21 protein-coding genes are annotated in these 24832 nt (G+C 62.9%); 12 read left to right on the top strand and 9 right to left on the bottom strand.

Annotated features, from left to right (window positions below; genetic code table 11):
* Positions 1-100 precede the first annotated feature (100 nt).
* The 5 genes from OOB33_RS23105 to OOB33_RS23085 form a co-directional block, all read right to left on the bottom strand.
* Positions 101-2380: a chemotaxis protein CheA gene (locus OOB33_RS23105; protein WP_102766200.1), complete on the bottom strand. Its 2280-nt coding sequence runs from the start codon at positions 2378-2380 to the stop codon at positions 101-103.
* A gap of 19 nt (positions 2381-2399) precedes the next feature.
* On the bottom strand, positions 2400-2768 hold the full coding sequence (locus OOB33_RS23100; protein WP_271010370.1) for an STAS domain-containing protein: 369 nt from the start codon (positions 2766-2768) through the stop codon (positions 2400-2402).
* Positions 2769-2833: 65 nt separating this feature from the next.
* The gene (locus OOB33_RS23095; protein WP_102766202.1) at positions 2834-3199 is read right to left on the bottom strand and encodes a response regulator; all 366 of its coding nucleotides are present in this window, start codon (positions 3197-3199) and stop codon (positions 2834-2836) included.
* Between the two features lie 51 nt (positions 3200-3250).
* Positions 3251-3985 (bottom strand): hypothetical protein, encoded by a 735-nt coding sequence (locus OOB33_RS23090; RefSeq protein WP_271010369.1) that lies wholly within the window; start codon positions 3983-3985, stop codon positions 3251-3253.
* Between the two features lie 320 nt (positions 3986-4305).
* On the bottom strand, positions 4306-4788 hold the full coding sequence (locus OOB33_RS23085; RefSeq protein ID WP_271010368.1) for a glycine zipper 2TM domain-containing protein: 483 nt from the start codon (positions 4786-4788) through the stop codon (positions 4306-4308).
* A gap of 411 nt (positions 4789-5199) precedes the next feature.
* On the opposite strand from OOB33_RS23085, the gene imuA reads away from it, so the two are divergent.
* Genes imuA through OOB33_RS23070 form a run of 3 tightly spaced genes read left to right on the top strand, consistent with a single transcriptional unit; the run spans position 5200 to position 10303 of the window.
* Complete coding sequence (imuA, locus tag OOB33_RS23080; RefSeq protein ID WP_171827646.1) at positions 5200-5928, top strand: translesion DNA synthesis-associated protein ImuA; 729 nt, start codon at positions 5200-5202, stop codon at positions 5926-5928.
* Complete coding sequence (locus OOB33_RS23075) at positions 5903-7177, top strand: Y-family DNA polymerase (RefSeq protein ID WP_223696745.1); 1275 nt, start codon at positions 5903-5905, stop codon at positions 7175-7177. Before imuA ends, OOB33_RS23075 begins: the two co-directional genes overlap by 26 nt.
* A gap of 9 nt (positions 7178-7186) precedes the next feature.
* Positions 7187-10303, top strand: a complete 3117-nt coding sequence (locus tag OOB33_RS23070; RefSeq protein ID WP_271010367.1) for an error-prone DNA polymerase — start codon at positions 7187-7189, stop codon at positions 10301-10303.
* 98 nt (positions 10304-10401) lie between these two features.
* Here the strand turns inward: OOB33_RS23070 and OOB33_RS23065 are convergent, their stop codons facing one another.
* A complete protein-coding gene (locus OOB33_RS23065) occupies positions 10402-10971 on the bottom strand; it encodes an HNH endonuclease (protein ID WP_271010366.1) in 570 nt (189 codons plus the stop codon).
* 386 nt (positions 10972-11357) lie between these two features.
* Here OOB33_RS23065 and OOB33_RS23060 point away from each other — a divergent pair, with 386 nt between their 5' ends.
* The 8 genes from OOB33_RS23060 to OOB33_RS23025 all read left to right on the top strand — a co-directional run bounded on the left by OOB33_RS23060 (position 11358) and on the right by OOB33_RS23025 (position 20224).
* Positions 11358-12107 carry a TetR/AcrR family transcriptional regulator gene (locus OOB33_RS23060; protein ID WP_442953061.1) on the top strand — a complete coding sequence of 250 codons (750 nt, stop codon included), beginning with the start codon at positions 11358-11360 and terminating at the stop codon, positions 12105-12107.
* A 41-nt stretch (positions 12108-12148) separates the two neighbouring features.
* Entirely contained in the window at positions 12149-13939 is a 1791-nt protein-coding gene (locus OOB33_RS23055; RefSeq protein WP_171827643.1) for an acyl-CoA dehydrogenase C-terminal domain-containing protein, read from the top strand.
* Between the two features lie 73 nt (positions 13940-14012).
* On the top strand, positions 14013-14447 hold the full coding sequence (locus OOB33_RS23050; RefSeq protein WP_271010365.1) for a DUF2147 domain-containing protein: 435 nt from the start codon (positions 14013-14015) through the stop codon (positions 14445-14447).
* A gap of 132 nt (positions 14448-14579) precedes the next feature.
* Positions 14580-16976: a 3-hydroxyacyl-CoA dehydrogenase/enoyl-CoA hydratase family protein gene (locus tag OOB33_RS23045; protein ID WP_271010364.1), complete on the top strand. Its 2397-nt coding sequence runs from the start codon at positions 14580-14582 to the stop codon at positions 16974-16976.
* Positions 16977-17120: 144 nt separating this feature from the next.
* Complete coding sequence (locus OOB33_RS23040) at positions 17121-17621, top strand: DUF4442 domain-containing protein (RefSeq protein WP_271010363.1); 501 nt, start codon at positions 17121-17123, stop codon at positions 17619-17621.
* A 17-nt stretch (positions 17622-17638) separates the two neighbouring features.
* A complete protein-coding gene (locus OOB33_RS23035) occupies positions 17639-18853 on the top strand; it encodes an acetyl-CoA C-acyltransferase (protein ID WP_271010362.1) in 1215 nt (404 codons plus the stop codon).
* Positions 18853-19398: a DUF1569 domain-containing protein gene (locus OOB33_RS23030; protein ID WP_271010361.1), complete on the top strand. Its 546-nt coding sequence runs from the start codon at positions 18853-18855 to the stop codon at positions 19396-19398. Before OOB33_RS23035 ends, OOB33_RS23030 begins: the two co-directional genes overlap by 1 nt.
* A 61-nt stretch (positions 19399-19459) precedes the next feature.
* On the top strand, positions 19460-20224 hold the full coding sequence (locus OOB33_RS23025) for an enoyl-CoA hydratase (RefSeq protein WP_102766211.1): 765 nt from the start codon (positions 19460-19462) through the stop codon (positions 20222-20224).
* Positions 20225-20241: 17 nt separating this feature from the next.
* Here the strand turns inward: OOB33_RS23025 and OOB33_RS23020 are convergent, their stop codons facing one another.
* On the bottom strand, positions 20242-21384 hold the full coding sequence (locus tag OOB33_RS23020; RefSeq protein WP_271010360.1) for an NAD(P)/FAD-dependent oxidoreductase: 1143 nt from the start codon (positions 21382-21384) through the stop codon (positions 20242-20244).
* A gap of 25 nt (positions 21385-21409) precedes the next feature.
* Complete coding sequence (locus OOB33_RS23015; protein ID WP_442953060.1) at positions 21410-21850, bottom strand: acyl-CoA thioesterase; 441 nt, start codon at positions 21848-21850, stop codon at positions 21410-21412.
* Between the two features lie 210 nt (positions 21851-22060).
* On the opposite strand from OOB33_RS23015, the gene OOB33_RS23010 reads away from it, so the two are divergent.
* Positions 22061-23881 carry an ABCB family ABC transporter ATP-binding protein/permease gene (locus tag OOB33_RS23010; protein WP_271010359.1) on the top strand — a complete coding sequence of 607 codons (1821 nt, stop codon included), beginning with the start codon at positions 22061-22063 and terminating at the stop codon, positions 23879-23881.
* 109 nt (positions 23882-23990) lie between these two features.
* Here the strand turns inward: OOB33_RS23010 and OOB33_RS23005 are convergent, their stop codons facing one another.
* Positions 23991-24710 carry a PEP-CTERM sorting domain-containing protein gene (locus tag OOB33_RS23005; protein WP_271010358.1) on the bottom strand — a complete coding sequence of 240 codons (720 nt, stop codon included), beginning with the start codon at positions 24708-24710 and terminating at the stop codon, positions 23991-23993.
* Between the last annotated feature and the right edge of the window lie 122 nt (positions 24711-24832).

Genomic DNA, 24832 nt, shown 5'->3' with positions numbered 1-24832 from the left:
GCCAGCAATACAAATCTTTGCCAGAGCTGCAGTCTGCGTAGAAGCTGTTGCATTTTTTTCTCCCTTGGAACTCATTCAGGAACTCATGACAGGGTGAGATTCAGGCTGATGACTTGCCTTGAACGGACGAGGTGAGGTGGGCGGATTGATGTGTGGCTTGGGAGCCCGGCCGTGCGATGAGCCGGGCGCGCTGGCCGCCTTCGATGGCAGCGGCAAACAGGCCCGAGACATCCAGCAACAGGGCCACTTCGCCCGAGCCCAAGATGGTGGATCCCGCCAAGGCTTTGAGGTGCTGAAAGATGCTGGAGAGCGGTTTGATCACGGTTTGATGCTCGCCCATCAAACGATCCACGATCAGGCCAACACGTGTCGGGCCGTCGCGTACCACCACCACGCTGCGGCGTCGACTGAGGTCTGGCTTGACGCCATAGAAGCGTGCCAGATCCAGCCAGGGCAGCACCTCGCCGCGCAGGTTGAATGTGCCGCTGACGCGGGCTTCGTCTTGGCTGCTGCATTCGCCCGGAACATCGATGCACTCGGCCACCGCTGCGAGGGGCAGAACATAGTTGACGCCGCCCACCATGGTGAGAAATCCGTCAATCATGGCCAGCGTGAGCGGCAGGCGAATCTGGGTCAGCGTGCCCTGTCCGACTTGACTGCTCAGACTGATGGTGCCGCGCAGCGATTCGATGCTGCGCTTGACCACGTCCATCCCGACACCTCGACCCGACAGATCGGTGATCTGCTCGGCGGTTGAAAATCCCGGCTGAAAGATCAACTGCCAGACCTCGTGGTCTGACAGGATCTGGCCCTCGGCCACCAGTTCACGCTCCACGGCCTTGCGAAGGATTCGCTCGCGTGCCAAGCCTCGACCATCGTCACTGACTTCGATCACGACCGCACCAGCTTCGTGGAATGCGTTCAGAGCCAGTCGACCGCTCGGCGACTTTCCGGTCGCAAGGCGCTCCTCGCAGGTCTCAAGACCGTGGTCCATGCTGTTGCGAACCAAGTGCATCAGCGGGTCGGCGATGGCGTCGACCATGGATTTGTCCAACTCTGTGTCGCCGCCGGTGACGATCAACTCAACTTCCTTGCCCAGTTGCTTGGACACGTCGCGCACCACTCGCTGGAACCGGGCAAAGGTTTCACCGATGGGCACCATGCGGAGCGCCAGGGTGCCGTCGCGTGTTTCTTGCACCAGGTCCATCACACGCTGGGTCGCTTCTAGCAGCACTTCAGCGCCCTCTTGATGGGCAATCATCTGTGCGCCGGAGCCGGCAATCACCAACTCACCGATCAGGTCGATCAACTTGTCCAGCTTGTCGGCTCGCACCCGGACAAACCGGGTTTCGTCGCCAGCGCGGCGATCACGCCCGCCTTCGCGGCGCTCGCCGACTCCGCTGCGGCGGTCCCCGCCGCGTTTGACCTCGCCCTCTGCAGCAGGCGCGCGGCGCTCAATATGGGGAATCACGGGCGGGGCTTCGTCAGCCTTGTTCGCTTCGGGCGTTCTGAGCGGCTCCAAGCGCACCTCAAACTGAATGCCCATGGCGCGCCAACAGTCGAAAAGCGCGGTTCGGGCTTCCGCATCGCTGCCGCAACGCTGGGTTGCGAGGTCTTCAAATGCAGCGGGCGGGGACCCGGGCGGCAGGATCACGATGTCGCTGTCGTCAGCCGCAAACTCGAAGACCTGCTCAATCTCGGCGTGACTGGCCGCGCTCTCGAAGCGAATTTCAAAGCCGAGATAGCAGGCTTCTGCGTCCAGGGCATCCAAGGCCGGTACGGCGGCGGTCTGGGTGCGAATCGCGGTGACTTTTCCCAAAGTACGCAGGTAGCGAATGAAGGACAAGGGGTCCAGGCCGTTGCGCAGCGCATCGGCCAGGAAGCGCAGGGACAGATGCCAGCCGTGATCGGCCGCCGTTTCGGCCTTCGTCTCGATGGCGGCCTGCGTTGCCGGGGGCGGCTCGGCCAGGGCGGGTTTACCCAAGAGCGCGCGGAGCCGGCCGGCCAGAGCGGCGCTGCTGGCTGCGACCTGCGGGTCGCTTTCGCCGCTGCGCACTTCGCCAAGCAGCATCTCGATCTGGTCGCGGCTTTCCAGCAAGGCGCCCATCACATCGTCGTCGAGCTGGCGTTGATTGGCGCGCAAAGCTTCCAGCAGGGTTTCAGCTTCGTGGGTGAAGCTGACCACAGCATCACAGCCAAACATGCCAGCCGTGCCTTTGATGGTGTGTGCCGCCCGGAACGCCGAGTTTAGGCTTTCTGAATCTGCAGGGTCACTTTCCAGCACCAGCAGCCCTTGCTCGAACTGGCGCAGCATTTCCTGGGCTTCGTCGAGAAATCCGGCCCGTGCAACGGCCAGGATTTCGGCGTCGTCATCGCTCATAGACATAGGCTTCTTCCTGTCAGCGGGTGGCGGCAACTTGCGCAAGGGGCGTGGGCCCCGCGGCACCGAGCGTGGGCTCCAGTCCGTAGCAGCGCAGAGCCTCCAGAACGACGTCGCTGGCTTGGACAATCAGCACTTCCGCGTTCATCTCCTGGACACTGCGCTGGGTGGACAGCAGCAGCTGCACGCCCGCGCTGTCAAAGTCGCTGACGCCGCTCAAGTCCAGGCGAAGCGGGCCAGCCTCCATGCTTTGAACAGCGTCCAACAACCTTTGCCGTTGGGCTGCGGCTTGAGCGATCGTGAACTCGGGCCCCAACGTCAAGGTCGGGGGCTCAAGGGTTGAAGCGCTGCTCGCCAGTGTGGCTGGGGCATCTTCGGCATCCGGCATGGCTCACTCCCAGGGGTTGGCGGACCCCAGTCAATCGGGTTTTGTTCTGTGCAGCGGCAGCGCGCTCAAACACACAGTCGGTTGACGGCGTCCACCAGTTGCGAGGGTTGGAAGGGCTTGGTGATCCATGCCTTGGCGCCGGCGGCGCGGCCCTCTGCCTTCTTTTCTTCTTGTGACTCGGTGGTCAGCATGATGACCGGAGTGAACTTGTATGCCGCCAAGGTTTTGACATGCTTGAGAAAACTCAGGCCATCCATGTTCGGCATGTTGACGTCGCATACGATCAGATTGATCTTGGCCCCATCGAGCTTGCCGATGGCATCTTTCCCATCGACTGCTTCGATAACGCTGTAGCCCGCTTTTTGCAGCGCCAGCTTGACCACAGTGCGGAAGCTGCCCGAATCATCGACGACCAGAATTGTTTTGCTCATGTGTACCTCTTTGTGGAAGGTTTGGACCGGTTGAAGAAAGGGAGATGGACCCTAAAAGAAGTCGACCTTGCTTGGCTGTGGCGTGTGCGCTTGGTCGTGATGGATGAAACGTTGCTCATCGGTGGTGTAGCGGGCTTCTAGTGCGGCCAGCCAAGCATTGGCATCGGCTGGCGCAGCCTGTGCCATGTGGGGCAGCTGACGGGCAAATCGTTCCGTGTCTTGGCGCAGCACATCCACCATTTGCGACACACGGTCGCCAAACTGCAGTCGCTCCAGAACCTTGTCGTATTCGATCCGGGTCTGGGCGCTGATGAGTGAGAGCTGGTCTAGATGCTGACGGGTGTGGGCGTTATGGTCGTTCTGCGCGGACAGGGCTTGCAGTTGACTCGCCCATTGGTCTTGCAGCTCGAGCATGCTGGAAAAGCTACTCAGCAGTTCGGACGTCGCAGACTGCACGCTGCTTTGGATGATCGTCAGCTGGCGGCTCCATACCGGCAACACGGTTGCGGCCATCAAAGACGTCCCTTCTGCGAGCGGGGGAGCAGCGGGCGTGGATGGATTCGCCTCGTCAGCGTTGAGTGGGGCGGTCGTAGAAGGGATGGGCCACCAAAGCACGCAGGCGCCGAGCGCGCAGGCCACCAGGCCTAGCCATTGCTGCTGCACGACCAAAGCGGCGGCAAGGCCGCAAAACACCAGCAAAAGAAGCAGCTTCGAAGGCTGCTCTGCCGGCCTCAGGCGTTTCGTTCTAGGACGATTGCCCAAGTCACCCCCCGTTCGACGACTCATTCACAGCCTTTCTGAGTTCTGCCGTATGGGCGTGAACTTCAAGATGCGACTTCAGCGATGCGTGAGTGCTAGTTTTCGCATGCCTTGCGCATGGGAAAACAGAGATAAGCGGCTAATTTAGCAAGTTAGCGCGGGGAATGGTGGAGCTTTATGGCGCTTTGTGAGGTCGATCGGGGATGGTCGGCCTTGTGTTCGCCGAATTCGATCATGGGCTGTGGCGCTGAGGCGCCAAGCCGCCTAGGGAGGGGCAGGTAGTAGGGCGTGAGCAATTTCAAGGCGCACCGCGTGCCATCCGCGGCAGACGATGCGCCGATTCAGGGTCAATTCGTGGTGTCGACGCGCACGGCAGGGGCGCGGGTCACGCGGGTCTTGCCACCGGTGGTGGTCAGGATCACGGCTTCGCCCGGGTTCAGGTTCTCATTGCCCTTGGCCTGAACGATGGAGCGACGCTCGCCGTTGCGCAGCTGCACCAGCACTTCGATCGCTTCCTCGCGGGAGGCGCTGCGCTCAATGGCATTGCCGATCACCGCGCCGGCCACGGCGCCCAGCACGCCAACGATCTGGCCTTCGCGGCGGCCGCCCACCGAAGAGCCGGCCACGGCACCGACCACGCCGCCGGTGACGGCGCCGGCACCGCTTTGCGAGCCGTCCACGGTGACGCTGCGCACGCTCAGCACGGTGGCGTCCTGCACCACGGCCATGCGCTGTGCTTCATTGCGCTGAATCACATCGGGGCTGGTGGTGGAGCAGGCGCTCAGGGTGGCAAGGGCCACGAGGCTGGCGGTGATGAGGGTCTTGTTCATGGGGTGTTTCTCCTAGACACAGCACAAGGCGTGCTGCTGCAACGAGATCCATTGTGCAGCCGTTGACTGCGCCCCATGTTGCTGGATTGTGCGGCCGTGCGGGTATCGGGCCGTGCACCTTGCGGTGCAGCTTGGCTGTGGGCGAATCAAGCATGACGGCCCTTGTTGTGGATGAGGGGGGCTTTCGGGCACCGCAATGGGGGCGTGAATCTAGGCACGGGCGACTCTGGTTTGTGCCATGAGTTTTTCAAAAATTGAGTGTGATGGGTGAGATGATCAATATACTGTATAAAAATACAGTGCCAAAAAGGTTCTCACACCATCATGCGTTCTCTACCATCCGTCGAGGCAGGGCCACCCACCCCTTCCTTCGCATTCGATCGCCGGCCGCCACTCCCGGCTTTCCGCGCCTTGCCGTCGAAGGTGGAAGCGGCGGTTTGGCGTGGCGATCAGCTGGGCCAAACTGCGGAGCTCACCCTGTCTACAGGGTTCGCGGCCCTGGATGCCGAGCTTCCAGGGCATGGTTGGCCCTGCCGCGGCTTGACTGAGGTCTTGATCAATCGGGCTGCCTTGCTGGAGTGGCGTCTGGCATCTGCTGCGCTGCGCGCTGTGAGTGAAAGAGGGCGTGATATTGCCGTCATCGGCCCTCCGTACCGTCCGCACCCTCCTGGCTTGTGTTGCGATGGCATCGATTCGAATCGGTTGCTTTGGGTGGATGTTGAAAAGCCTCATGAACGCCTGTGGGCAACGGAGCAAGCTATCAAAAGCAATGCTTGCGGAGCGGTCTTGACTTGGCTGCCGCAGGTGCGTGCCGAGCAAGTTCGGCGCTTGCAGGTGTTGGCCTCGGGGTGTGATGCACCTGTTTTCGTGTTTCGCCCGGCCCTTGTGGCGGGCGAGTCTTCAGCGGCGCCGCTTCGTTTGCAGGTTCGTGTGTCGGAGGACTGGGAACTCTGTGTACGAATTTTCAAACGTCGCGGTCCGAGTTTCGATGCCGAACTGCGCTTGATGTCTGTTCCTGGCGGTCTCATGGACATCATGACCCAGCGCTTGCGTTATCCAAGCCGTCTTACCTTGCGAGTGCCTGATGTTGTGGTGCGTACTTCGACGACCGGATTTGAGCGCGACGTCGTCCCCCATTGACGCATCTCTTCAAGCGCTGGCCTTTTGGGCTTTGCAGTTCACGCCCAGAGTCAGCTTGGTCGAGGAGGCTGTGGCAATGGAGGTGGAGGCCAGTACGAGGCTGTTCAAAGGGCGGCGCGCCTTGCGTGACCGCGTTCTTGCGGAGTGTGCAGGGTTTGGTGTGAAGGCTTTGGCATGGGGGCCCAACAGTCTGGCCGCATTGGCCTTTGCTCGCGCTGGCGTTGAGAACGGATTGAAGCGTGATCTTGAAGCCATGTTGGATCCATTGCCGATGCATGTTCTGAGCGCCGTGCGACCGCATTTGCCTGTGCTGATGCGCATTGGGGCTCGCTCTCTGGGGGATGTGCGCCGCTTGCCTCGAGCAGGCATCAGTCGACGCTTTGACAAGGAGTTGCTTGGGGCGCTGGATCAGATCTACGGTCGGCAGCCCGAGGCTCACGCCTGGGTTCAATTGCCGGAGCGTTTTCAAACCAAGTTGGAGCTGCCGTTTCGGGTCGAGCATGCGTCAGCGCTTTTGGTCGGCGCTCGTCAACTCTTGCTTCAGCTCGGGGGGTGGTTGAGCGCGCGTCACGCGGGCGTGCTTGCTTTCACATTGAAGTGGGGGCACGACAGCATGCGCGCCAAAGACGCGGGCGCAGGGGGGAGTCTGGTCGTTCGCACCGCGGTGGCGACGCGAGACATCGAGCATTTGTTTCGCTTGCTTGCAGAGAACCTGGCCCAAGTGAAATTGCTGGCTCCCGTTGGTGACTTGGAATTGCAAGCCACCGAAGTTGAGCCCTTATTGGAGCGCAGTGCGTCCTTGTTGCCCGATGTGGTTTTGGCGCGAGAAAGTGTGTCGATGTTGCAAGAACGACTGGCTGCAAGGTTGGGGGCCGAACGTGTTTGTCGCCCGGTGCTTGGTGACGACAATCGTTTGGAATGGTCCTGCACTTGGCAGCCTGCGGCTGAGCCTTTGCCGCGCAGGAAAGCTCAGCCGTCACGCTACCCTGCGCCCTCTTTCATTTTGGAGCAACCGCTGAAATTGGCGGTTCGAAATGGGCGGCCGGAGTATCAGGGCGCGCTCAAGCTGCTTGCGGGCCCCCATGCTGTCGAAGATGGGTGGTGGCATCGTGACGAGGTTGCACAGCACATGTGCAATGTGGTGCGCGACTATTGGCTCGCTTGGAGTGAGCAGGCTGGCTTGTTGTGGATTTTTCAGACGCGCCTTTCTGATGATGCCGCTTGGTGGCTTCATGGTTTTTTTTCATGAGGCCGTGCAATGGACGAAGGCTTGCAGATTGCGTATGCCGAACTGCGTTGCATCAGCAATTTTTCTTTCCTGACCGGGGCAAGTCGACCCTGTGAGCTGGTTGAGCGTGCTGCTGCTCTGGGTTACACGGCAATTGCGCTGACGGACTATTGCAGTTTGGCAGGGGTGGTTCGCGCTCATGTGGCCGCGAAAGAGGCGGGTATCAAACTTCTCATTGGCAGTCAGTTTCAAGTCGAAGGTGCGACGCCGTTCGTGTTGGTGGTGCTGGCTTGCAATCTGCAAGGCTACGGAAACCTTTGCGAATTCATCACCGGGCTTCGTTGCGAAGCGACCAAGGGCAGCTATCGCTTGCTGCAAGAAGCCATCATTCCGTCACAGCTTGAGGACTGCGTGCTTATCGCTGTCCCAGCGCGCCACAGTTCTCAAACCCATTGCAACGAAATTGCCCGCTGGTTGCTGAAGAACTTCATGGGGCGTGTCTGGTTGGGTGTCGAGCAACTGAAGCTCCTGGATGACGAGATCGTGATGGAGCGACTGTCGCAAGCCAGCGAGTTGACGGCGATCCCCCTCGTGGCCACGGGTGATGTGCAGATGCATGTGCGCTCACGCAAACCGCTCTTGGATGTCATGACAGCCATTCGTTTGCGAAAGCCCTTGACAGATTGCGGGACGGAGTTGGCAGGGAATGCGGAGCGCCGTTTGCGCTCTCGCTTGAGCTTGGCCAATCGCTACGCAGGACAACCGGGTTTGCTGCGCGAATCGCTCAAGATCGCTGCGCGTTGCAATTTTTCACTCGATGAGCTCCGCTACGAATATCCCGCCGAACTGGTTCCGGAGGGGGAATCAGCGAGCTGCTATTTGCGCCGTCTGGCCTACGAGGGGGCCATTCGACGATGGCCCAGCGGTACTCCGGCGAAGGTGCGAGCTCAGATCGAGCACGAATTGAATCTTATTGGCGAGCTTGGCTATGAGCATTACTTCCTCACCGTGTACGACATCGTGGCCTTTGCGCGCAGTCGACGCATTCTCTGCCAAGGACGTGGGAGTGCCGCGAACAGCGCCGTTTGCTATTGCTTAGGAATCACCGAGGTCGATCCCGCGCGTGCCGTGGTTCTGGTCGAACGATTCATCAGTCGTGAACGCAAAGAGCCTCCTGACATTGATGTCGATTTCGAGCATGAGCGGCGAGAAGAGGTGATTCAGTATCTCTATCGAAAGTATGGGCGTACACGAGCTGCATTGACGGCGGCGGTGGCGACCTATCGCACGCGTGGTGCCATACAAGATGTAGGTAAAGCGCTGGGCTTTTCGCTCGAACAGGTCAGGGTGATGGCGCGTACTTGTCAATGGTTCGACGGGCAAGGGTTGGATGCCCAGCGCTTGGCAGAGGTGGGAGTGGATGCCAATTCCCTGGCGATACAGCAACTGATCAAACTGAGTGCTCAGCTCATAGGCATGCCTCGCCACTTAAGCCAGCACACGGGCGGTTTTGTGCTGACGCGAGGTCCGCTCAGCCGCATTGTTCCCATCGAGAACGCGTCGATGAAGAATCGCACCGTCATCGAGTGGGACAAGGATGACATCGATGCCTTGGGCTTGCTCAAGGTCGATGTGCTGGCCCTGGGCATGCTCACGGCCATTCGAAAGACGCTGGATCTGATTGGCGCGCGACAGGGTCTTGCGATGGAGATGCAGGATATTCCGGCGGAAGATCCCGCCACGTACGACATGATTTGCAAGGCTGATACGGTGGGGGTCTTCCAGATTGAATCACGTGCCCAGCGTCAGATGCTCCCTCGCTTGCAGCCGCGTTGCTTCTATGACCTCGTCGTCGAGGTGGCCTTGGTACGCCCCGGCCCTATTCAAGGGGGTGCTGTTCATCCCTATCTCAATCGTCGCCAAGGCAAAGCGCCAATCACCTACCCCAGTGAAGCCTTGAGGGAGGCCTTGGGACGCACTTTGGGCGTCCCTGTCTTTCAGGAGCAGTGCATGCAAATCGCGGTGCTGGCGGCTGGCTTCAGCCCTGATGAAGCCGATGGCTTGCGGCGAGCGATGGCGGCCTGGAAGCGCAAAGGGGGGCTGGGAAAGTATGAGGGGCGGCTCATTGGTGGGCTGCTCGCAAATGGCTACACCCTCGAGTTCGCGCAAGGGATCATTGAGCAAGTGAAGGGCTTCAGTTCCTACGGATTTCCGGAGTCGCATGCTGCATCGTTTGCTCTGTTGGTTTATGCCAGTTGCTGGTTGAAGTGCCGACATCCAGCCGAGTTTCTCTGCGCCATGCTGAACTCGCAGCCTTTGGGGTTCTATACCCCGCGCCAATTGGTTCGTGACGCAGTCGCGCATGGTGTCCAAGTCAGGCCCGTGGATGTGCTGGTGAGCTTTGGCGACTGCTCCCTGGAGGAGATTGAGGGGGCTGATCGGCCTGCGGTGCGGCTCGGCTTGCGGTTCGTGGCAGGGCTGCCCGGGGACGCTATCGAACGAATTGTTGCGGCGCGAGCTCTCGCGCCTTTCGTCAACACCGAAGACTTGGCTCGACGAGCAGGGCTGGCTCCGCATCACATGGGCCAGCTTGCGGCTGCTGACGCGTTGATGGCTTTGTCTGGCCATCGTCGCCAACAGGTCTGGGATGCAGCGGGCTGGACCGGCGCGCCGGAGCTTTTGCAGCAGGCGTGCATTGATGAGGCCACCCTCGAACTTGAGGCAGCACCTGAAGAAGAGGAGGTGCTTTGGGATCATGCAGCGCTGGGATTGTCCCTGCGTCGCCATCCGCTGGCCTTTGTGCGTCGACGGTTGTCCGAAATGCGATTCAGCACGGCAGCGGAGCTTCACGACCTGTCTGATGGCCGGCCGGTTCGTTACGCGGGCCTTGTGACGGTGAGGCAGCAGCCGGAAACAGCCAGCGGTGTGACGTTCATGTCCCTTGAAGATGAGACCGGTGATGTGCAGCTGGTGGTTTGGCGTGATGTGCTGAAGCAGCAGCGTCAAGCCATCCTGAATGCAAAGCTGCTGGGGGTGAAAGGGCGATGGCAACGCGAGGGAGAGGTGCGAAACATCATCGTGGGTCAGGTAACAGATCTGACTTCTTTGCTGGGCAGCCTGAGTCTGTCGAGCCGTGACTTTCACTAGCGGGCTATCGAGAATTACCGCAAGCGGATCGCCAGCTGGTGCTTTGGCCGCTCATCCCGGCGCTGATGTGGCGCTCGCACACCACACCGCCCGTGAGGCTAGTGGTGGTGTTCTCGCCAGAGGCGAGAGGTCTTGGGCAGACACTGACACAGAAAATCCATCTGATCGGCCAGGATGCGGCGGCCGCGCAGGATCATGTCTTCGTGCAGATTGGGCACATAGGGCAGGTAGAGCAGGCTCATATGGGCCTCCTCGGGCAGGCGGCTGCCTTTGCGGCCGTTGCAGCTGCGGCAGGCGGTGATGCAATTCATCCAGCTGTCCGGGCCGCCGCGCGAGCTGGGCTGGATGTGCTCGCGTGTCAGGTCGTCGGGATGAAAGCGATGGCCGCAGTAGGCGCAGGTGTAGCGGTCGCGCACGAACAGCTTGTTGTTCGTCAGGGCAGGGGCCTGGCGCCAGGCGCGACTGGGCACGGCGCCGCGCACGGCGATGATGGGGTGGACCTCGATGCGCGACTGCAGGCCGGTACGCCGCTGCAGACCGCCGCGCAGCACCTGGCAGGGCTGGCCCAGAGTCCAGGCAATGCCGTCGCTGGCGTAGATGACTGCGGCATCGCGCGTGGTGATCCAGGCCTGCGGCCGACCAGAGACATCCAGTTGAAGCACATCCACGGGGCTGACCTCCTGCTTGAAGCGTACTGCAAGAACGGTGCCGGACTCAAGCATGCCATGGGGGCTGACGCCTTGCTTGGGCGGCAGTCAAGGTGGGCTGTGGGCGCGGTGCGACCCGTTCATGTGTTTGTCATGGTGGTGCGCGTCCAATGCAAAGTTTGGCCTCCGGCGCGAGCAGGTGTGCCGTGTGCTCTGCCTTGCGCCGTCTCCCTCCGTCAGGCGCCGGCAGCAGGGGTTTGCTAGATGCCTGCCTCTAAAAATCCGTGACAAATCCTTGCCTGGAAGGCCGTGCTTTCTGCAAAATAGAACGATCGTTCGTTTTATTATGTCCGGCATGGTCCAGGTCGTATGACGGGGCCGTCCACCGAACCCGCAGGATTTCACCCGTGTCACTCAACCCCAGCACCCGCTCCAGCACTGGCCCGGCCGCCGAGCCCGCGGCCAAGCCTGCGCGGGTGGCGCGCTCGCTGCAAAAAGGCCAGCACACCCGGGCGGTGATTCTGGAGGCCGCCCTGGGTCTGGCCTCGCACATGGGCCTGGAAGGCCTGTCGATCGGTGCGCTGGCCGATGTGACCAAGATGAGCAAGTCGGGCGTGTTTGCCCATTTCGGTTCGCGCGAAGAGTTGCAGATCGCCGTGGTTATGGAGTACCACGCCAAGTTCGAGGAAGAGGTCTTCTACACCGCAATCCGCGAGCCGCGCGGCTTGCCGCGCCTGCGCGCCCTGTTCGAGCGCTGGGTGCGCCGGGTGTCGGTGGAGATCGACTCGGGCTGCATCTACATCAGCGGCGCGGTGGAGTTTGACGACCGGCCCGGCCCGGTGCGCGATGCCCTCGTGGCCATGGTCAAGGCCTGGCATGCCGCCCTGCACAAAGCCATTGTGCTGGCGCAGCAGGAAGGGCATCTGCATGCCGATGCCGATGTCGAGCAGATCCTGTTCGAGCTGCACGGCCTGATTTTGTCTCTGCACCACGATGCCCGTTTCATGCGCAAGCCTGGTGCGCTCGACCGCGCCGGCTTGGGCTTTGAGCGAACCATCCAGTTCTACGCCACCGAGGCCGGCCTGCAGGCCGAGGCGGCGTTGAACGCCCCGAAATCCACACCTCCCAAGTCGGCGGCCAAGAGCCGCCGAAGCTGAGTCGATTCATTTCCCTTTCCGTTCGAAACCAGGAGCACACCATGCCCCAGTACAACCCGCCGCTGCGCGACATGCAGTTTGTGATGCACGAAGTGCTGAACATCGTCGACGAGCTCAAGCAGTGCCCCAAGCACGCTGACATCGATGCCGACACCATCAATGCCGTGCTGGAAGAAGGCGGCAAGTTTGCGGCCGAGGTGCTGGCGCCTCTGAACCTGAGCGGCGATGCCGAAGGTTGCGCCCTGGACAAGACCACGCACGAGGTCACGCCGCCCAAGGGCTTCAAGGAAGCCTATGCCAAGTATGTGGAAGGCGGCTGGCCGGCCCTGGGCTGCGACCCCGAGTACGGCGGTCAAGGCCTGCCTCTGGTGGTCAACCAGAGCTTCTACGAGATGATGAATTCGGCCAACCAGGCCTGGACCATGTACCCGGGCCTGAGCCATGGCGCCTACGAGTGCCTGCATGCCCATGGCACGCCCGAGCAGCAAGCCACCTACCTGCCCAAGCTGACCAGCGGCGAGTGGACCGGCACCATGTGCCTGACCGAACCGCATTGCGGCACCGATCTGGGCATGCTGCGCACCAAGGCCGTGCCGCAAGCCGATGGCACTTACAAGATCACCGGCGCCAAGATCTTCATCTCGGCCGGTGAACACAATATGGTGGAGAACATCATCCACCTGGTGCTGGCCCGCCTGCCGGACGCACCCGAAGGCTCCAAGGGCATCTCGCTCTTCGTGGTTCCCAAGTTCCTGGTCAATGCCGATGGCAGCCTGGGTGCGCGTAACGGCATCTTCTGCGCCGGCCTCGAGCACAAGATGGGCATCCATGCCAACTCAACCTGCCAGATGGTGCTGGAAGACGCGGTCGGCACGCTGGTCGGCCAGCCGAACAAGGGCCTGGCCGCCATGTTCGTGATGATGAACGCAGCCCGCCTGGGCGTGGGCAACCAGTCTCTGGGCCTGACCGAAGTGGCCTACCAGAACGCCGCCGCCTACGCCAAGGACCGCATCCAGATGCGCGCACTGAGCGGCCCCAAGGCACCCGAGAAGGCGGCCGACCCCATCATCGTCCACCCCGATGTTCGCAAGATGCTGCTGACCGCGCGCGCCTACGCCGAAGGCGGTCGTGCCCTGTCGACCTATGTGGCCATGACCCTGGACAAGGCCCTGAGCTCGGACGACGAGGACGAGCGCAAGGCCGCCGACGACGAAGTCGCGCTGCTGACGCCCATCATCAAGGCCTTCATCACCGACAACGGCTGGATCGCTACCTCGCACTGCATGCAGGTCTTCGGCGGCCATGGCTTCATCCACGAATGGGGCATGGAGCAGTTCGTGCGTGACGCGCGCATCAACATGATCTATGAAGGCACCAACACCATCCAGTCGCTGGACCTGCTGGGCCGCAAGATCCTCGGCGACAACGGCGCCAAGCTGAAGAAGTTCGGCAAGAAGATCGCTGCCTTCGTCGAGGAAGAGGGCACCAACGAGGCCATGCAGGAGTTCATCAACCCGCTGGCCGACCTGGGCGACAAGGTCACCAAGCTGACCACCGAGATCGGCATGAAGGCCTTCCAGAACCCCGATGAAGTGGGCGCGGCGGCGGTCGACTACCTGCGTGTGGTGGGTCACCTGACCTTCGCCTACTTCTGGGCCCGCATGGCCAAGGTGGCGCTGGAGAAGCAAGCCAGCGGCGACAAGTTCTACACCGCCAAGCTCTCGACAGCCCGCTTCTATTTTGCGAAGCTGCTGCCGGAGACGGCCACCCTGATCCGCACCGCCCGTGCCGGTCTGCAGCCGCTGATGGAAATGGACGAGGCGCTGTTCTAAGCACCCGCCGTTCAAGCTTCGCCCCAGCCCGGCCGCCAGAGCCGGGCTTTTCATACCGAAACCAGGAGACGCCATGAAGAACTTGTTCGCCGCTGCCGTACTCAGCCTTGTTGCCGCAATGGCCTCGGCCCAGACCACCCCGGTGGGCCTGTGGAAGACCATCGACGACGATGGCAAGACCGAGAAGTCTTTGGTCCGCATCACCGAGAGCGGTGGTGTGCTGACCGGCACCATCGAAAAAGTCTTCGATCCGGCCAAGCAAGACGCCAAGTGCGAGAAATGCGCCGACGAACGCAAGGACAAGCCGGTGCTCGGCCTGACCATCCTGCGCAACGTCAAGCAAGACGCCAGCGACAAAGAGCACTGGACCGGTGGCGAAATCCTGGACCCCAACAGCGGCAAGACCTACAAGGCGCGCCTGACACCGATTGAAGGTGGCAAGAAGATGGAGATGCGTGGTTACATCGCTTTCTTCTACCGCACCCAGGTCTGGCAACGCGTGGAATGAACTGAAGCTGTGCCGTGGCCGGCCTGGCTGCGCCGCGGGCACTGAATCCGTGCCCAGCGCCCACGATCGGCGCTGCGCCACGAGAACAGAAAACAAACAAACAAGTCAACAAGCTCTTCCAAGGAGAAGTACGTGAGTCGATTCCAAGTTCGCAAAGTCGCCGTGCTCGGCGCTGGCGTGATGGGCGCGCAGATCGCTGCGCATCTGGTCAACGTCAAGGTGCCGGTGGTGCTGTTCGACCTGCCGGCCAAGGAAGGCCCGAAGAACGGCATCGTGTCCAAGGCCATTGACGGCCTGAAGAAGCTCAAGCCCGCGCCCCTGGGTGATGTGGCCGACGCCGTGCTGATCCAGCAGGCCAACTACGAAGAGCACCTCGAGCTGCTCAAGGACTGCGACCTCATCATCGAGGCGATTGCCGAGCGCATGGACTGGAAGCTCGATCTGTACACCAAGATCGCGCCCTTTATCGCCCCGCACGCCATCGTCGCCTCCAACACCTCGGGCCTGAGCATCACCAAGCTCAGCGAAGTGCTGCCGGAAGAAATCAAGCCGCGTTTCTGCGGCATCCATTTCTTCAACCCGCCGCGTTATATGTACCTGGTGGAGCTGATCAACACCCCGACCACCCGTCCGGAAGTGATCGATCAGCTGGAAGGCTTCGTCACCACCGCCGTCGGCAAGGGTGTGGTGCGCGCCAATGACACGCCTAACTTCGTGGCCAACCGGGTCGGTATCGCCGGCATGATGGCCACTATGATCGAGGCCGAAAAGTTCGGCCTGTCCGTGGATCTGGTCGACGACCTGACCGGCAAGAAGCTGGGCCGCGCCTCCAGCGGCACCTTCCGCACCGCGGACGTGGTCGGCCTGGACACCATGGCCCATGTGGTCAAGACCATGCAGGACAACCTGAAGGACGATCCCTTCTTTAGCACCTACGCCACGCCCAAGGTGCTGGCCGGTCTGATCGAGAAGGGCGCCCTGGGCCAGAAGGCCGGCGCGGGCTTCTACAAAAAGGTCGGCAAGGACATCCAGCGCCTGGACTTCGCCACCGGTGAATACGTCGCCGGCGGCAAGAAGGCCGACGAGATCGTCGCCCGCATGCTTAAGAAGCCGGCCGCCGATCGCATCAAGCTGCTGCGTGAATCGAGCAACCCGCAGGCCCAGTTCCTCTGGTCCATCCTGCGTGACAGCTTCCACTACGTGGCTGTGCATCTGGCGACCGTGGCCGACACCGCTCGAGAAATCGACTTCGCCATGCGTTGGGGCTTCGGCTCGCAACAAGGTCCCTTCGAGCTGTGGCAAGCCGCCGGCTGGAAGCAAGTGGCCGAGTGGATCCAGGAAGACATCGCCGCCGGCAAGACCCTGGCCAGCGCGCCGCTGCCCGCTTGGGTGTTCGAAGGCCCGGTGGCCGAGAACGGTGGCGTGCACAGCGTCAACGGTTCCTGGAGCGCCGCGGAAGGTAAGTTCAAGGCCCGTGCCGAGCTGCCGGTCTATGCCCGCCAGGCTTTCCCGGAACGCCTGGTCGGCGAAGGCGCCGTCGAGCCGCTGAAGGCCGGCACCGAGCTGTTCAAGAACGAGGAAGTGCGCGTCTGGACGCTGGACAACGAGGTGGTCATCGCCTCCATCACCGCCAAGTTGCACCTGATCAGCCCGACCGTGACCGAAGGCCTGCTCAAGGCTGTCGAGATCGCTGAAGCCGGCTACAAGGGCCTGGTGATCTGGAGCCCGGACGACGTGTTCTCGGCTGGCGCCAATCTGGAAGCGCTGATGCCGGTCTTCATGAAGTCGGGTGCCAAGGGCATCGCGCCGGAAGAGAAGAAGCTGCAGGACATGATGCTGCGCATCCGCTATGCCCAGGTGCCGGTGGTGGCCGCCATGCGTGGCCTGGCCCTGGGTGGCGGCGCTGAGCTGGCCGTGCATTGCGCGCGCCGTGTCGCGCACATGGAAAGTTATGTCGGCCTGGTGGAAGTGGGCGTGGGCCTGATCCCCGGTGGTGGCGGCCTGACCTATATCGCTCGCCGTGCGGCCGAAATGGCGGCGGCCGGCAATTCCGGCGTTGACTTGTTTGCCTTCCTGAAGGATGGTTTCACCACCGCGGCCACCGCCAAGGTGGCGACCTCGGCCCTGGAGGCCAAGAAGAACGGCTTCCTGCTCGACAGCGATGTGATCGTGCCCAACAAGGACGAGTTGCTGCACGTCGCCAGCGCCCAGGTCAAGGGCTTGTTCGAGTCGGGCTACCGCCCGCCGCTCAAGGCCAAGTTCCCGGTCGCCGGTCGTTCGGGCATCGCCACCATCAAGGGCCAGCTGGCCAATATGCGTGACGGTGGCTTCATCAGCCAGCACGATTTCCATCTGGCCGCCCTGATCGCCGATGTGGTCTGTGGTGGTGCGGTGGAAGCCGGTTCTCTGGTCGACGAGGAGTACCTGATGTCGCTGGAGCGCAAGCACTTCTGCAGCTTGCTGGAACACCCCAAGACTCAGGAACGGATCATGGGCATGCTCCAAACCGGAAAGCCTGTACGTAACTGAGGACTACTGCGCGAACGTCATGCGTCGTTGGGCGGTGCTCGGAATCCTCACGAACCTCAAGGTTGTTCCGGTTCCTGCGCTCCGTCCGCCTCGCCTGACGCTCGCTCGCTACGCCCGGCAACACTGCTTAGATTCCTCGATCCGATGAACACCGCTCCCAACCGCCTCGCCCGTACCTTGGCCAAGCTTGATGCCTGGCCGTCGGTTGTGCAGCCGTTGGCGCGCAATCTGGCGCTGCGCCGAGCCGTGCCTTTTACGGGCACGGCGAAGCTGGACTTTGTGCGCCTGGATACGGAGGTGGCGGAGATCGCCATCGCCAACCGGCGGGCGGTGCAAAACCATATTGGCGGCGTTCATGCCGCGGCGATGGGCTTGCTGGCTGAGACGGCGACGGGCATGGTGGTCGGCATGAATGTGCGCGACGACTGCCTGCCGCTGTGCAAATCCATGCATGTGGATTTCAAGAAGCGCGCCAGCGGTGCGATGCGGGCACGCGCCACGCTGAGCGCTGCCCAGCGAGCGCTGATGGTGGCGGAGCCCAAGGGTGAAGTCACCGTGTCGGTGGTGGTGACGGATGAGGCCGGTGTGAACCCGGTTGAATGTGAATTTGTCTGGGCTTGGATACCCAAGACCCCCAAGAACTGAAAGGTTGGTTGAACATCATGGCAAAGCAAGTGCAAGAAGCGTTTATCTGCGCCGCCACCCGTTTGCCCATCGGCAAGTCGGGCCGTGGTTACTACAAGAACACCCGCCCCGACGAGATGCTGGTGCGCGCCATCCAGGCCGCGTTGGCTCAAGCCCCGGGCCTGGACCCGGCGGCGATTGAAGACGCCATCGTCGGCTGCTCCTTCCCCGAAGGCGAGCAGGGCATGAACATCGCCCGCGTCGGCGCCGTGCTGGCCGGTCTGCCCAACAGCGTGGGCGGCGTCACCGTCAACCGCTACTGCGCCTCGGGCATCACCGCCCTGCAAATGGCGGCTGACCGGATCCGCGTCGGCGAAGCCGAAGTGATGATCGCCGCCGGTGTCGAATCCATGAGCATGGTGCCCATGGGCGGCAACAAGCCCTCGCTGTCGCCGCTGATTTTTGAGCGTGACGAGAACATCGGCATCGCCTACGGCATGGGCCTGACCGCCGAGAAGGTGGCGGCGCAATGGAAGATCAGCCGCGAAGACCAGGACGCCTTCGCCCTGGAATCGCACCGCCGCGCTCTGGCCGCCATCGAGGCCGGCCACTTCGCAGCCGAGACCACGCCGTTCGAAATCATCGAGCGTCTGCCCAATCTGGCCGATGGCTCGATCAGCGAGCGCCGCCGTACCGTCAGCGTCGACGAAGGCCCGCGCAAGGACACCTCGATCGAAGGCCTGGCCAAGCTCAAGCCGGTGTTCGCGGCCAAGGGCAGCGTCACCGCCGGCAACAGCTCGCAGACCTCGGACGGCGCCGGCGCCCTGATCGTGGCCTCGGAAGCCGCCGTCAAGCGCTTTGGCCTGACCCCGTTGGCCCGCTTCGTCAGCTTCGCCGTGCGCGGCGTGCCGCCGGAAATCATGGGCATCGGCCCGATCGAGGCCATCCCTGCGGCGCTCAAGCTGGCCGGTATCACGGCTGCCGATCTGGACTGGGTTGAACTGAACGAAGCCTTCGCCGCGCAGTCGCTGGCCGTGTTGAACGACCTGGACAGCAAGGGCATCGTGCTGGATCGCAGCAAGGTGAACCCGAACGGTGGCGCCATTGCCCTGGGCCACCCGCTGGGCGCCACCGGTGCCATCCGCGCCGCCAGCGTGATCCACGGACTGCGCCGCACCGGTGGCAAGTACGGCATGGTGACCATGTGCGTGGGCGCAGGTCAGGGCGCCGCAGGCATCCTCGAGCGCCTCTGATGTCGAGGCCGCACGGCGCCGCGAGGCGCCGTTTTCTGCGCGCCAGTGCGCTGCTGCTGGCGCCTACCGCTTTGGCGGGCTGCAGCGGCGAGTTGCAGTCCTTCAAGACCTGGCGTTATGCCCGGGAGGCGGTGCTGGAGTTGCTGTTCGGCGATCCGCGTCTGCACGGCAATGCGCAGTGGAATCTGGTGCAGATGCTGCAGCACACGGCGCAGAGCATCGAGTTTTCGGTGCGCGGCTTTCCCGAGCTCAAGCCCGCCTGGTTCCGCGCCACGGCGGGCGCCGTTGCATGGAGCTGGTTCAATGCGCGCGGCGCCATGTCGCACAGCCTGGATGAGCCGATTCCCGGCGCGGCTGCGCTGGACCCGGCGCTGGCCTTGAAGACGGCGGTGCAGCGCCTGCTCGACGCGATGGAGGCCTTCAGCGGCCACCAAGGCGCTTATGCCCCGCATTTCGCCTACGGCGAGCTGACGCGCGCCCAGTACGAGCGCGCCCACCTGATGCACCTGGCCAACCATTGGCAGCAGCTCAAGCCGCCGGCCTGAGTGCAGCCGCCCGCATGAGACCTCAGCCTGCACAATGGCGGGCTTGCAAGGAGAGTTTGAGATGAGCATCAAGACGGCAGTGGTCAATGGCGTAGCGACGATCGAGATCGCCCGCCCCGAAAGAAAGAATGCGCTGACCGGCGCCATGTACGAAGCCATGGCCGAGGCCCTGATCGCCGTCAACAGCGACAAGACCGTGCGTGCCGTGCTGATCCAGGGTCAGCCCAATATCTTCACCTCGGGCAATGACATTGACGACTTCATGAGCCGCCCGCCGCGTGACGAAGACGCGCCGGTGTTCCAGTTCATGCGTGCTCTGCTGGGCTGCGAGAAGCCGGTGATTGCCGCCGTCAACGGCGCCGCCATCGGCATCGGCACCACCTTGCTGCTGCACTGCGATTTCGTCTTCGTGGCCGATGACGCCCGCCTGGCCATGCCTTTTGTGGGCCTGGGTCTGGTGCCCGAGTTTGGCTCCAGCCTGGTCGTTCCGCGCCTGATGGGCCATGTCAAGGCGGCCGAGAAGCTGCTGCTGGGCGACCCCTTCACCGGCCCCGATGCGGTGGAGTGCGGCATTGCCAACGCGGTGCTGCCGGGCAGCGAGGTGGTGGCCCATGCCCGCCGCGTGGCCGAGCGCTTCAACACTTTGGCGCCCGGCGCCGTGCGCGAGAGCAAGCGCCTGATGCGCCGCCACAGCCAGGAGCAACTGAACGAGGTGATCAAGGTCGAGGCCGAGATCTTTGCCGCCAAGCTGCGCTCGCCTGAGGCGATGGAGGCCTTCCAGGCTTTCTTCCAAAAGCGCGCCCCGGATTTTTCAAAGTTTGATTGAGCACCGGTTCCGCGGGCTCAGATCACATTGAGCTCGCGGTAAGGCTGATTCGCCGCCAGCCGAGCGGGGCTCAAGGGGCTGAGGTCCAGGGTCTCGAAGCGGCCGCTGCGAATCCATTCGGCCAGGCCTCGGCCCACGCCCGGCGCATGCTGCAGGCCATGGCCCGAGAAGCCGCAGGCCAGCAGCAGATTGGCGCAGTCGGGCAGGGCACCGACCAGGCCGTTGTGGTCGAAATCGTTCATCTCGTAGTAGCCGGCCCAGGCCCGTTCCAGGCGCAGGCTCTCGAAGCCCGGCACGCGCTGGGCCATGGCGGGCCAGAGCGACTCTTCAAAGAGATCGGCCTCCGGGTCCAGCGGCAGGCCGGACGCATCGTTCAGCGGCGTGCCGCCGCAGATGAACTGGTTGGGCCCTTCCGGCCGCAGCCACAGGCCGCTCGGGTCGATCAGCAGCGGGCAGCCCGGCGCAGGCTCGGGGCTGCGAAAGACGTAAACGCTGCGCCGCCTGGCGCTGATGGGCAGGTCCAGGCCCGCTGTGGCCGCCAGCGTGCCCGACCAGGCGCCGGCGGCCAGCACATAGAGGTCCGCTTGCAAGACCTGACCCTGTCGGGTGCGCACACCGCTGAGCGCGCCGTGGCTGTCTCGCTGCAGCGCCACTGCCTCATCGGCCAGGTAGCGCACGCCCTGGTTCAAGGCTTGCGCACGCAAGGTTTGCAGCAAGGCCCAGCCGTCGAACCAGCCTTCTCCGCTGCGGCCCCAGCTGCCCAGGTGAAGGTCCTCGCAGGCCAGCCAGGGCCAGCGCTGCCTCAGTTCGGCGGGCGGCATCAGCGCGATGTCGGCGCCGGCCGCGGTTTGGATGGCATGAAGGGCCCGCAGTCCATCGGCGCGCTCGGCCGTGTCGGCCAAGTAGAGGTAACCCTGCTCACTGAGGCCGCATTCCGGATGGGCGCGCAGCCATTGCAGGCCGAACTGCGATAGGGCGATGTTCAGCGGCGTGGAGAACTGCTGGCGGATCGAGGCGGCCGACAGGGCCGATGAGGCCTGGGCATAGCTCGGGTCGCGTTCCAGCACACGGATCTCTCCGTGCAATCCGCCCGCGGACAGATACGCCGCCACGGCGCTGCCGATGGCACCGCCGCCGAGGATCAGAACCGATGAAGCCATGGTCGGCCGGATGCGGTCCTGGTGCTCAGGCTTGTTCAGCGAAGGGGCGGGGCTTGCCTTGGTCGTCGATGGCCACATAGGTCAGATTGGCCTCGGTGACTTTGACCACCTCTGGATTCATGGGGTTGCGCTCAGCCACTACTTCGACTCGCACAGTGATGGAGGTGCGGCCGATGCGGGTGATCTGCGAGTAGAACGAGAGCAAATCACCGACCGAGACGCGCTGCTTGAAGATGAACTCGTTGACGGCCACCGTGGTGACCCGGCCGCGCGACAAACGCGCCGGCTGCACGGAGCCGGCCAGGTCCACCTGGGCCATGATCCAGCCACCGAAAATGTCGCCGTTGGCATTGGCATCGGCCGGCATGGGCATGACGCGCAGCACCAGTTCGCGGGGCAGGGCGGGGGCGCCGGTGCTGGCGGGTGCGGCGGGGCTGCTGTTGGTGGGCGTACTGCTACTGCTCATGGCGTTTCCTGGTTCGAGAAGGCATGAATTGTCCGCCAATCGAATCGGCCTCGGAGGGACGAGCCTGTGGCTGCGCTGGACGGCCGTGCCTATTTGGCGACGGCTCGGCCTCTGGCGAGCAAAGCACCGAGAATCCAGCCCTGATGACACCCGATGCTGCAGAGCCGTCTCCCCTGGGGCGAGGCCTGCGCTTTTGAGCGACGACAAGCCATGCGCGATCGAACTGCTGCTTTGACAGCCCCCCCGGCTTCCGCACCCGCGGCGGCCCCCGCACGATCGGATTGGGCCACCATCCGCAAGCTGCTGCCCTATCTGTGGCGCTACCGCTGGCGTGTGGGCCTGGCCCTGGGCTTCATGCTGGCGGCCAAGTTCAGCAATGTGGGCGTGCCGCTCTTGCTCAAGTCCCTGGTCGACAGCCTGGCGATCAAGCCGGGTTCGACCGAGAGCATGCTGGTGCTGCCCCTGGGCCTCTTGCTCGCCTACGGCGGCTTGCGCCTGTCGACCTCGCTGTTCACCGAGCTGCGCGAGTTGATCTTCGCCAAGGCCACCGAGGGCACGGCACGCAGCATCTCGCTGCAGGTCTTCCGCCATCTGCACGACCTCAGCCTGCGTTTCCATCTCGAGCGCCAGACCGGCGGCATGACCCGGGACATCGAGCGTGGCACGCGCGCCGTGCATTCGCTGATCTCGTACTCGCTCTACAGCATCGTGCCCACGCTGATCGAAGTGGCCTTGGTGCTGGGCCTGCTGGCCTTCAAGTTCGACGCATCCTTTGCTTGGATCACGCTGGGCGCTCTGGTGCTCTACATCGGCTTCACCATCACGGTGACCGAGTGGCGCACCAAGTTCCGCAAGCAGCTCAATGAGCTCGATTCGGTGGCGCACAGCAAGGCCATCGACTCGCTGCTGAACTACGAGACGGTCAAGTACTTCAACAACGAGGACTTTGAGGCGCGCCGTTATGACGAAAGCCTGGAGAAGCTGCGCCGCGCCCAGCTGAAGTCGCAGTCCACCTTGTCACTGCTGAATACTGGCCAGCAGCTGATCATCGCCAGCGCCCTGGTGCTGATGCTCTGGCGCGCCACGGCCGGCGTGGTGGCGGGCACCATGAGCCTGGGCGACCTGGTCATGGTCAATGCCTTCATGATCCAGCTCTACATCCCGCTGAATTTTCTCGGCGTGATCTACCGCGAGATAAAGCAAAGCCTGACCGACCTGGACAAGATGTTCGGCCTGCTGGAGCGTGAGCGCGAGGTGGCGGACCGGCCGGGTGCCCGTGAGCTGGTGGTGCAGGGCGCCGCGGTGCGCTTCGAGGATGTGCACTTTGCCTACGAGCCGAGCCGGCCGATCTTGCAAGGCCTGAGCTTTGAGATCCCGGCGGGCAAGAAAGTGGCCGTAGTCGGCCCCAGCGGGGCGGGCAAGAGCACGCTGGCTCGGCTGCTCTATCGCTTTTACGACGTCGATTCCGGCCGCATCACCATCGATGGACAGGCGCTGTCCGCGGTGACGCAGTCGAGCCTGCGGCGTGCCATCGGCATCGTGCCGCAGGACACGGTGCTGTTCAACGACACCGTGGCTTACAACATCGCCTACGGCCGCCCCGGCGCCAGCCGCGAGCAGATCGAAGAGGCCGCGCGTGCCGCCCACATCCATGACTTCATCAGCGCCACGCCCAGGGGCTATGAAACCCTGGTGGGCGAGCGTGGGCTCAAGCTCAGCGGCGGTGAAAAACAGCGGGTGGCGATCGCCCGCACCCTGCTCAAGAATCCGCCGCTGCTGATTTTTGACGAGGCCACCTCGGCGCTGGACTCGCGCAACGAGCGCGCCATCCAGGCCGAGCTGGAGGCTGCAGCGCAGAACAAGACCGTGCTGGTCATTGCCCACCGCCTGTCCACCGTGGTCGATGCGCACGAGATCCTGGTGATGGAAGGGGGTCGCATCGCCGAACGTGGCTCGCACGCGGTCTTGATGGAGCAGGACGGCCTCTACGCCCGCATGTGGCGTCTCCAGCAGAGCGGTGCTGAGACCTGATCACCACAGGAAGACAAGACCTGCAGGGCCAGACAAACAAAAAGTCCGCACAGGGCGGACTTTTCGTGAGAACGGCAGCTCAAAGCTGCCGCAGCCGTTGGCGTGCCAATCAGGCCTGTGGCTTGCGCTTGCGCGACAAAGCCAGGGCACCCAGAGCCGCCAGGCTCAAAGCGATGGAGGCCGGTTCGGGAACGTTGCTGCCCGAGGTGCGAGTCAAAGCAATGTCATCAAAATAGTAGGACGCGTTGGCGCCTGTGATCTTGATGGAATGTGCCGAGCCTGTGAAACCCAGCTGAAGCTTCGTCCAGTTGCACAAGACGCCAGAAGGGCCCGGCGTGCCATCTTCCAAAGTGCAGACGCCGGACATCGGGCCGAGCACGCCGCTCACCAATTCCTGGCCTTCGCCGTTGGCGCCGCTGAAAATTTGAACCGTGCCGCTCACGTTCGCGAGGGAGGTATACAACATCGAGAACGCGGTATCAAAACCGTCGGCGACGTTGATGTAGATCGATGGCAGACCAGAAATCGGGTCGTTCGGGGCGCGTAGCATGGCCAGCGCGCCCTTGGTGATCGAGCCGTAAACAGACGCCTCGCGGAAGAAGTTGCCCGTGGCACCACTGGCTTCGCCGTACTCGACCACGCTACCCAGGCTGAAAGCACCGTCAGAGAAGGTGATGTTCTGAGCTTGATACGGATTGACCTCGGTCTTCAGATTGTTCCGTGTCACCGGCACGGTTTCAAAGTCCAGGGTCTGCTTCACGACGCCTGCCATCGATGGAGCAGCCACAGCGATCAAGGTCGATGCCACCAGAGTCTTCAGAGCTTTCATGAGCCGGTCCCGTTGTTTCGGTCGAAAAATGGATTGCAGTTGCTAACAAACGCATTGATGGGTTGGAACGGTGGCTCTTGTCGTCGCGACCGTGGCTTCCCTTCTCCCTGGGGTGGACTGTA

Source organism: Paucibacter sp. B51, from assembly GCF_027863535.1.
GTDB lineage: Bacteria > Pseudomonadota > Gammaproteobacteria > Burkholderiales > Burkholderiaceae_C > Paucibacter_A > Paucibacter_A aquatilis.
The sequence above is the reverse complement of the archived record's forward strand: the minus strand, read 5'-3'. Positions and strand labels throughout refer to the sequence as shown.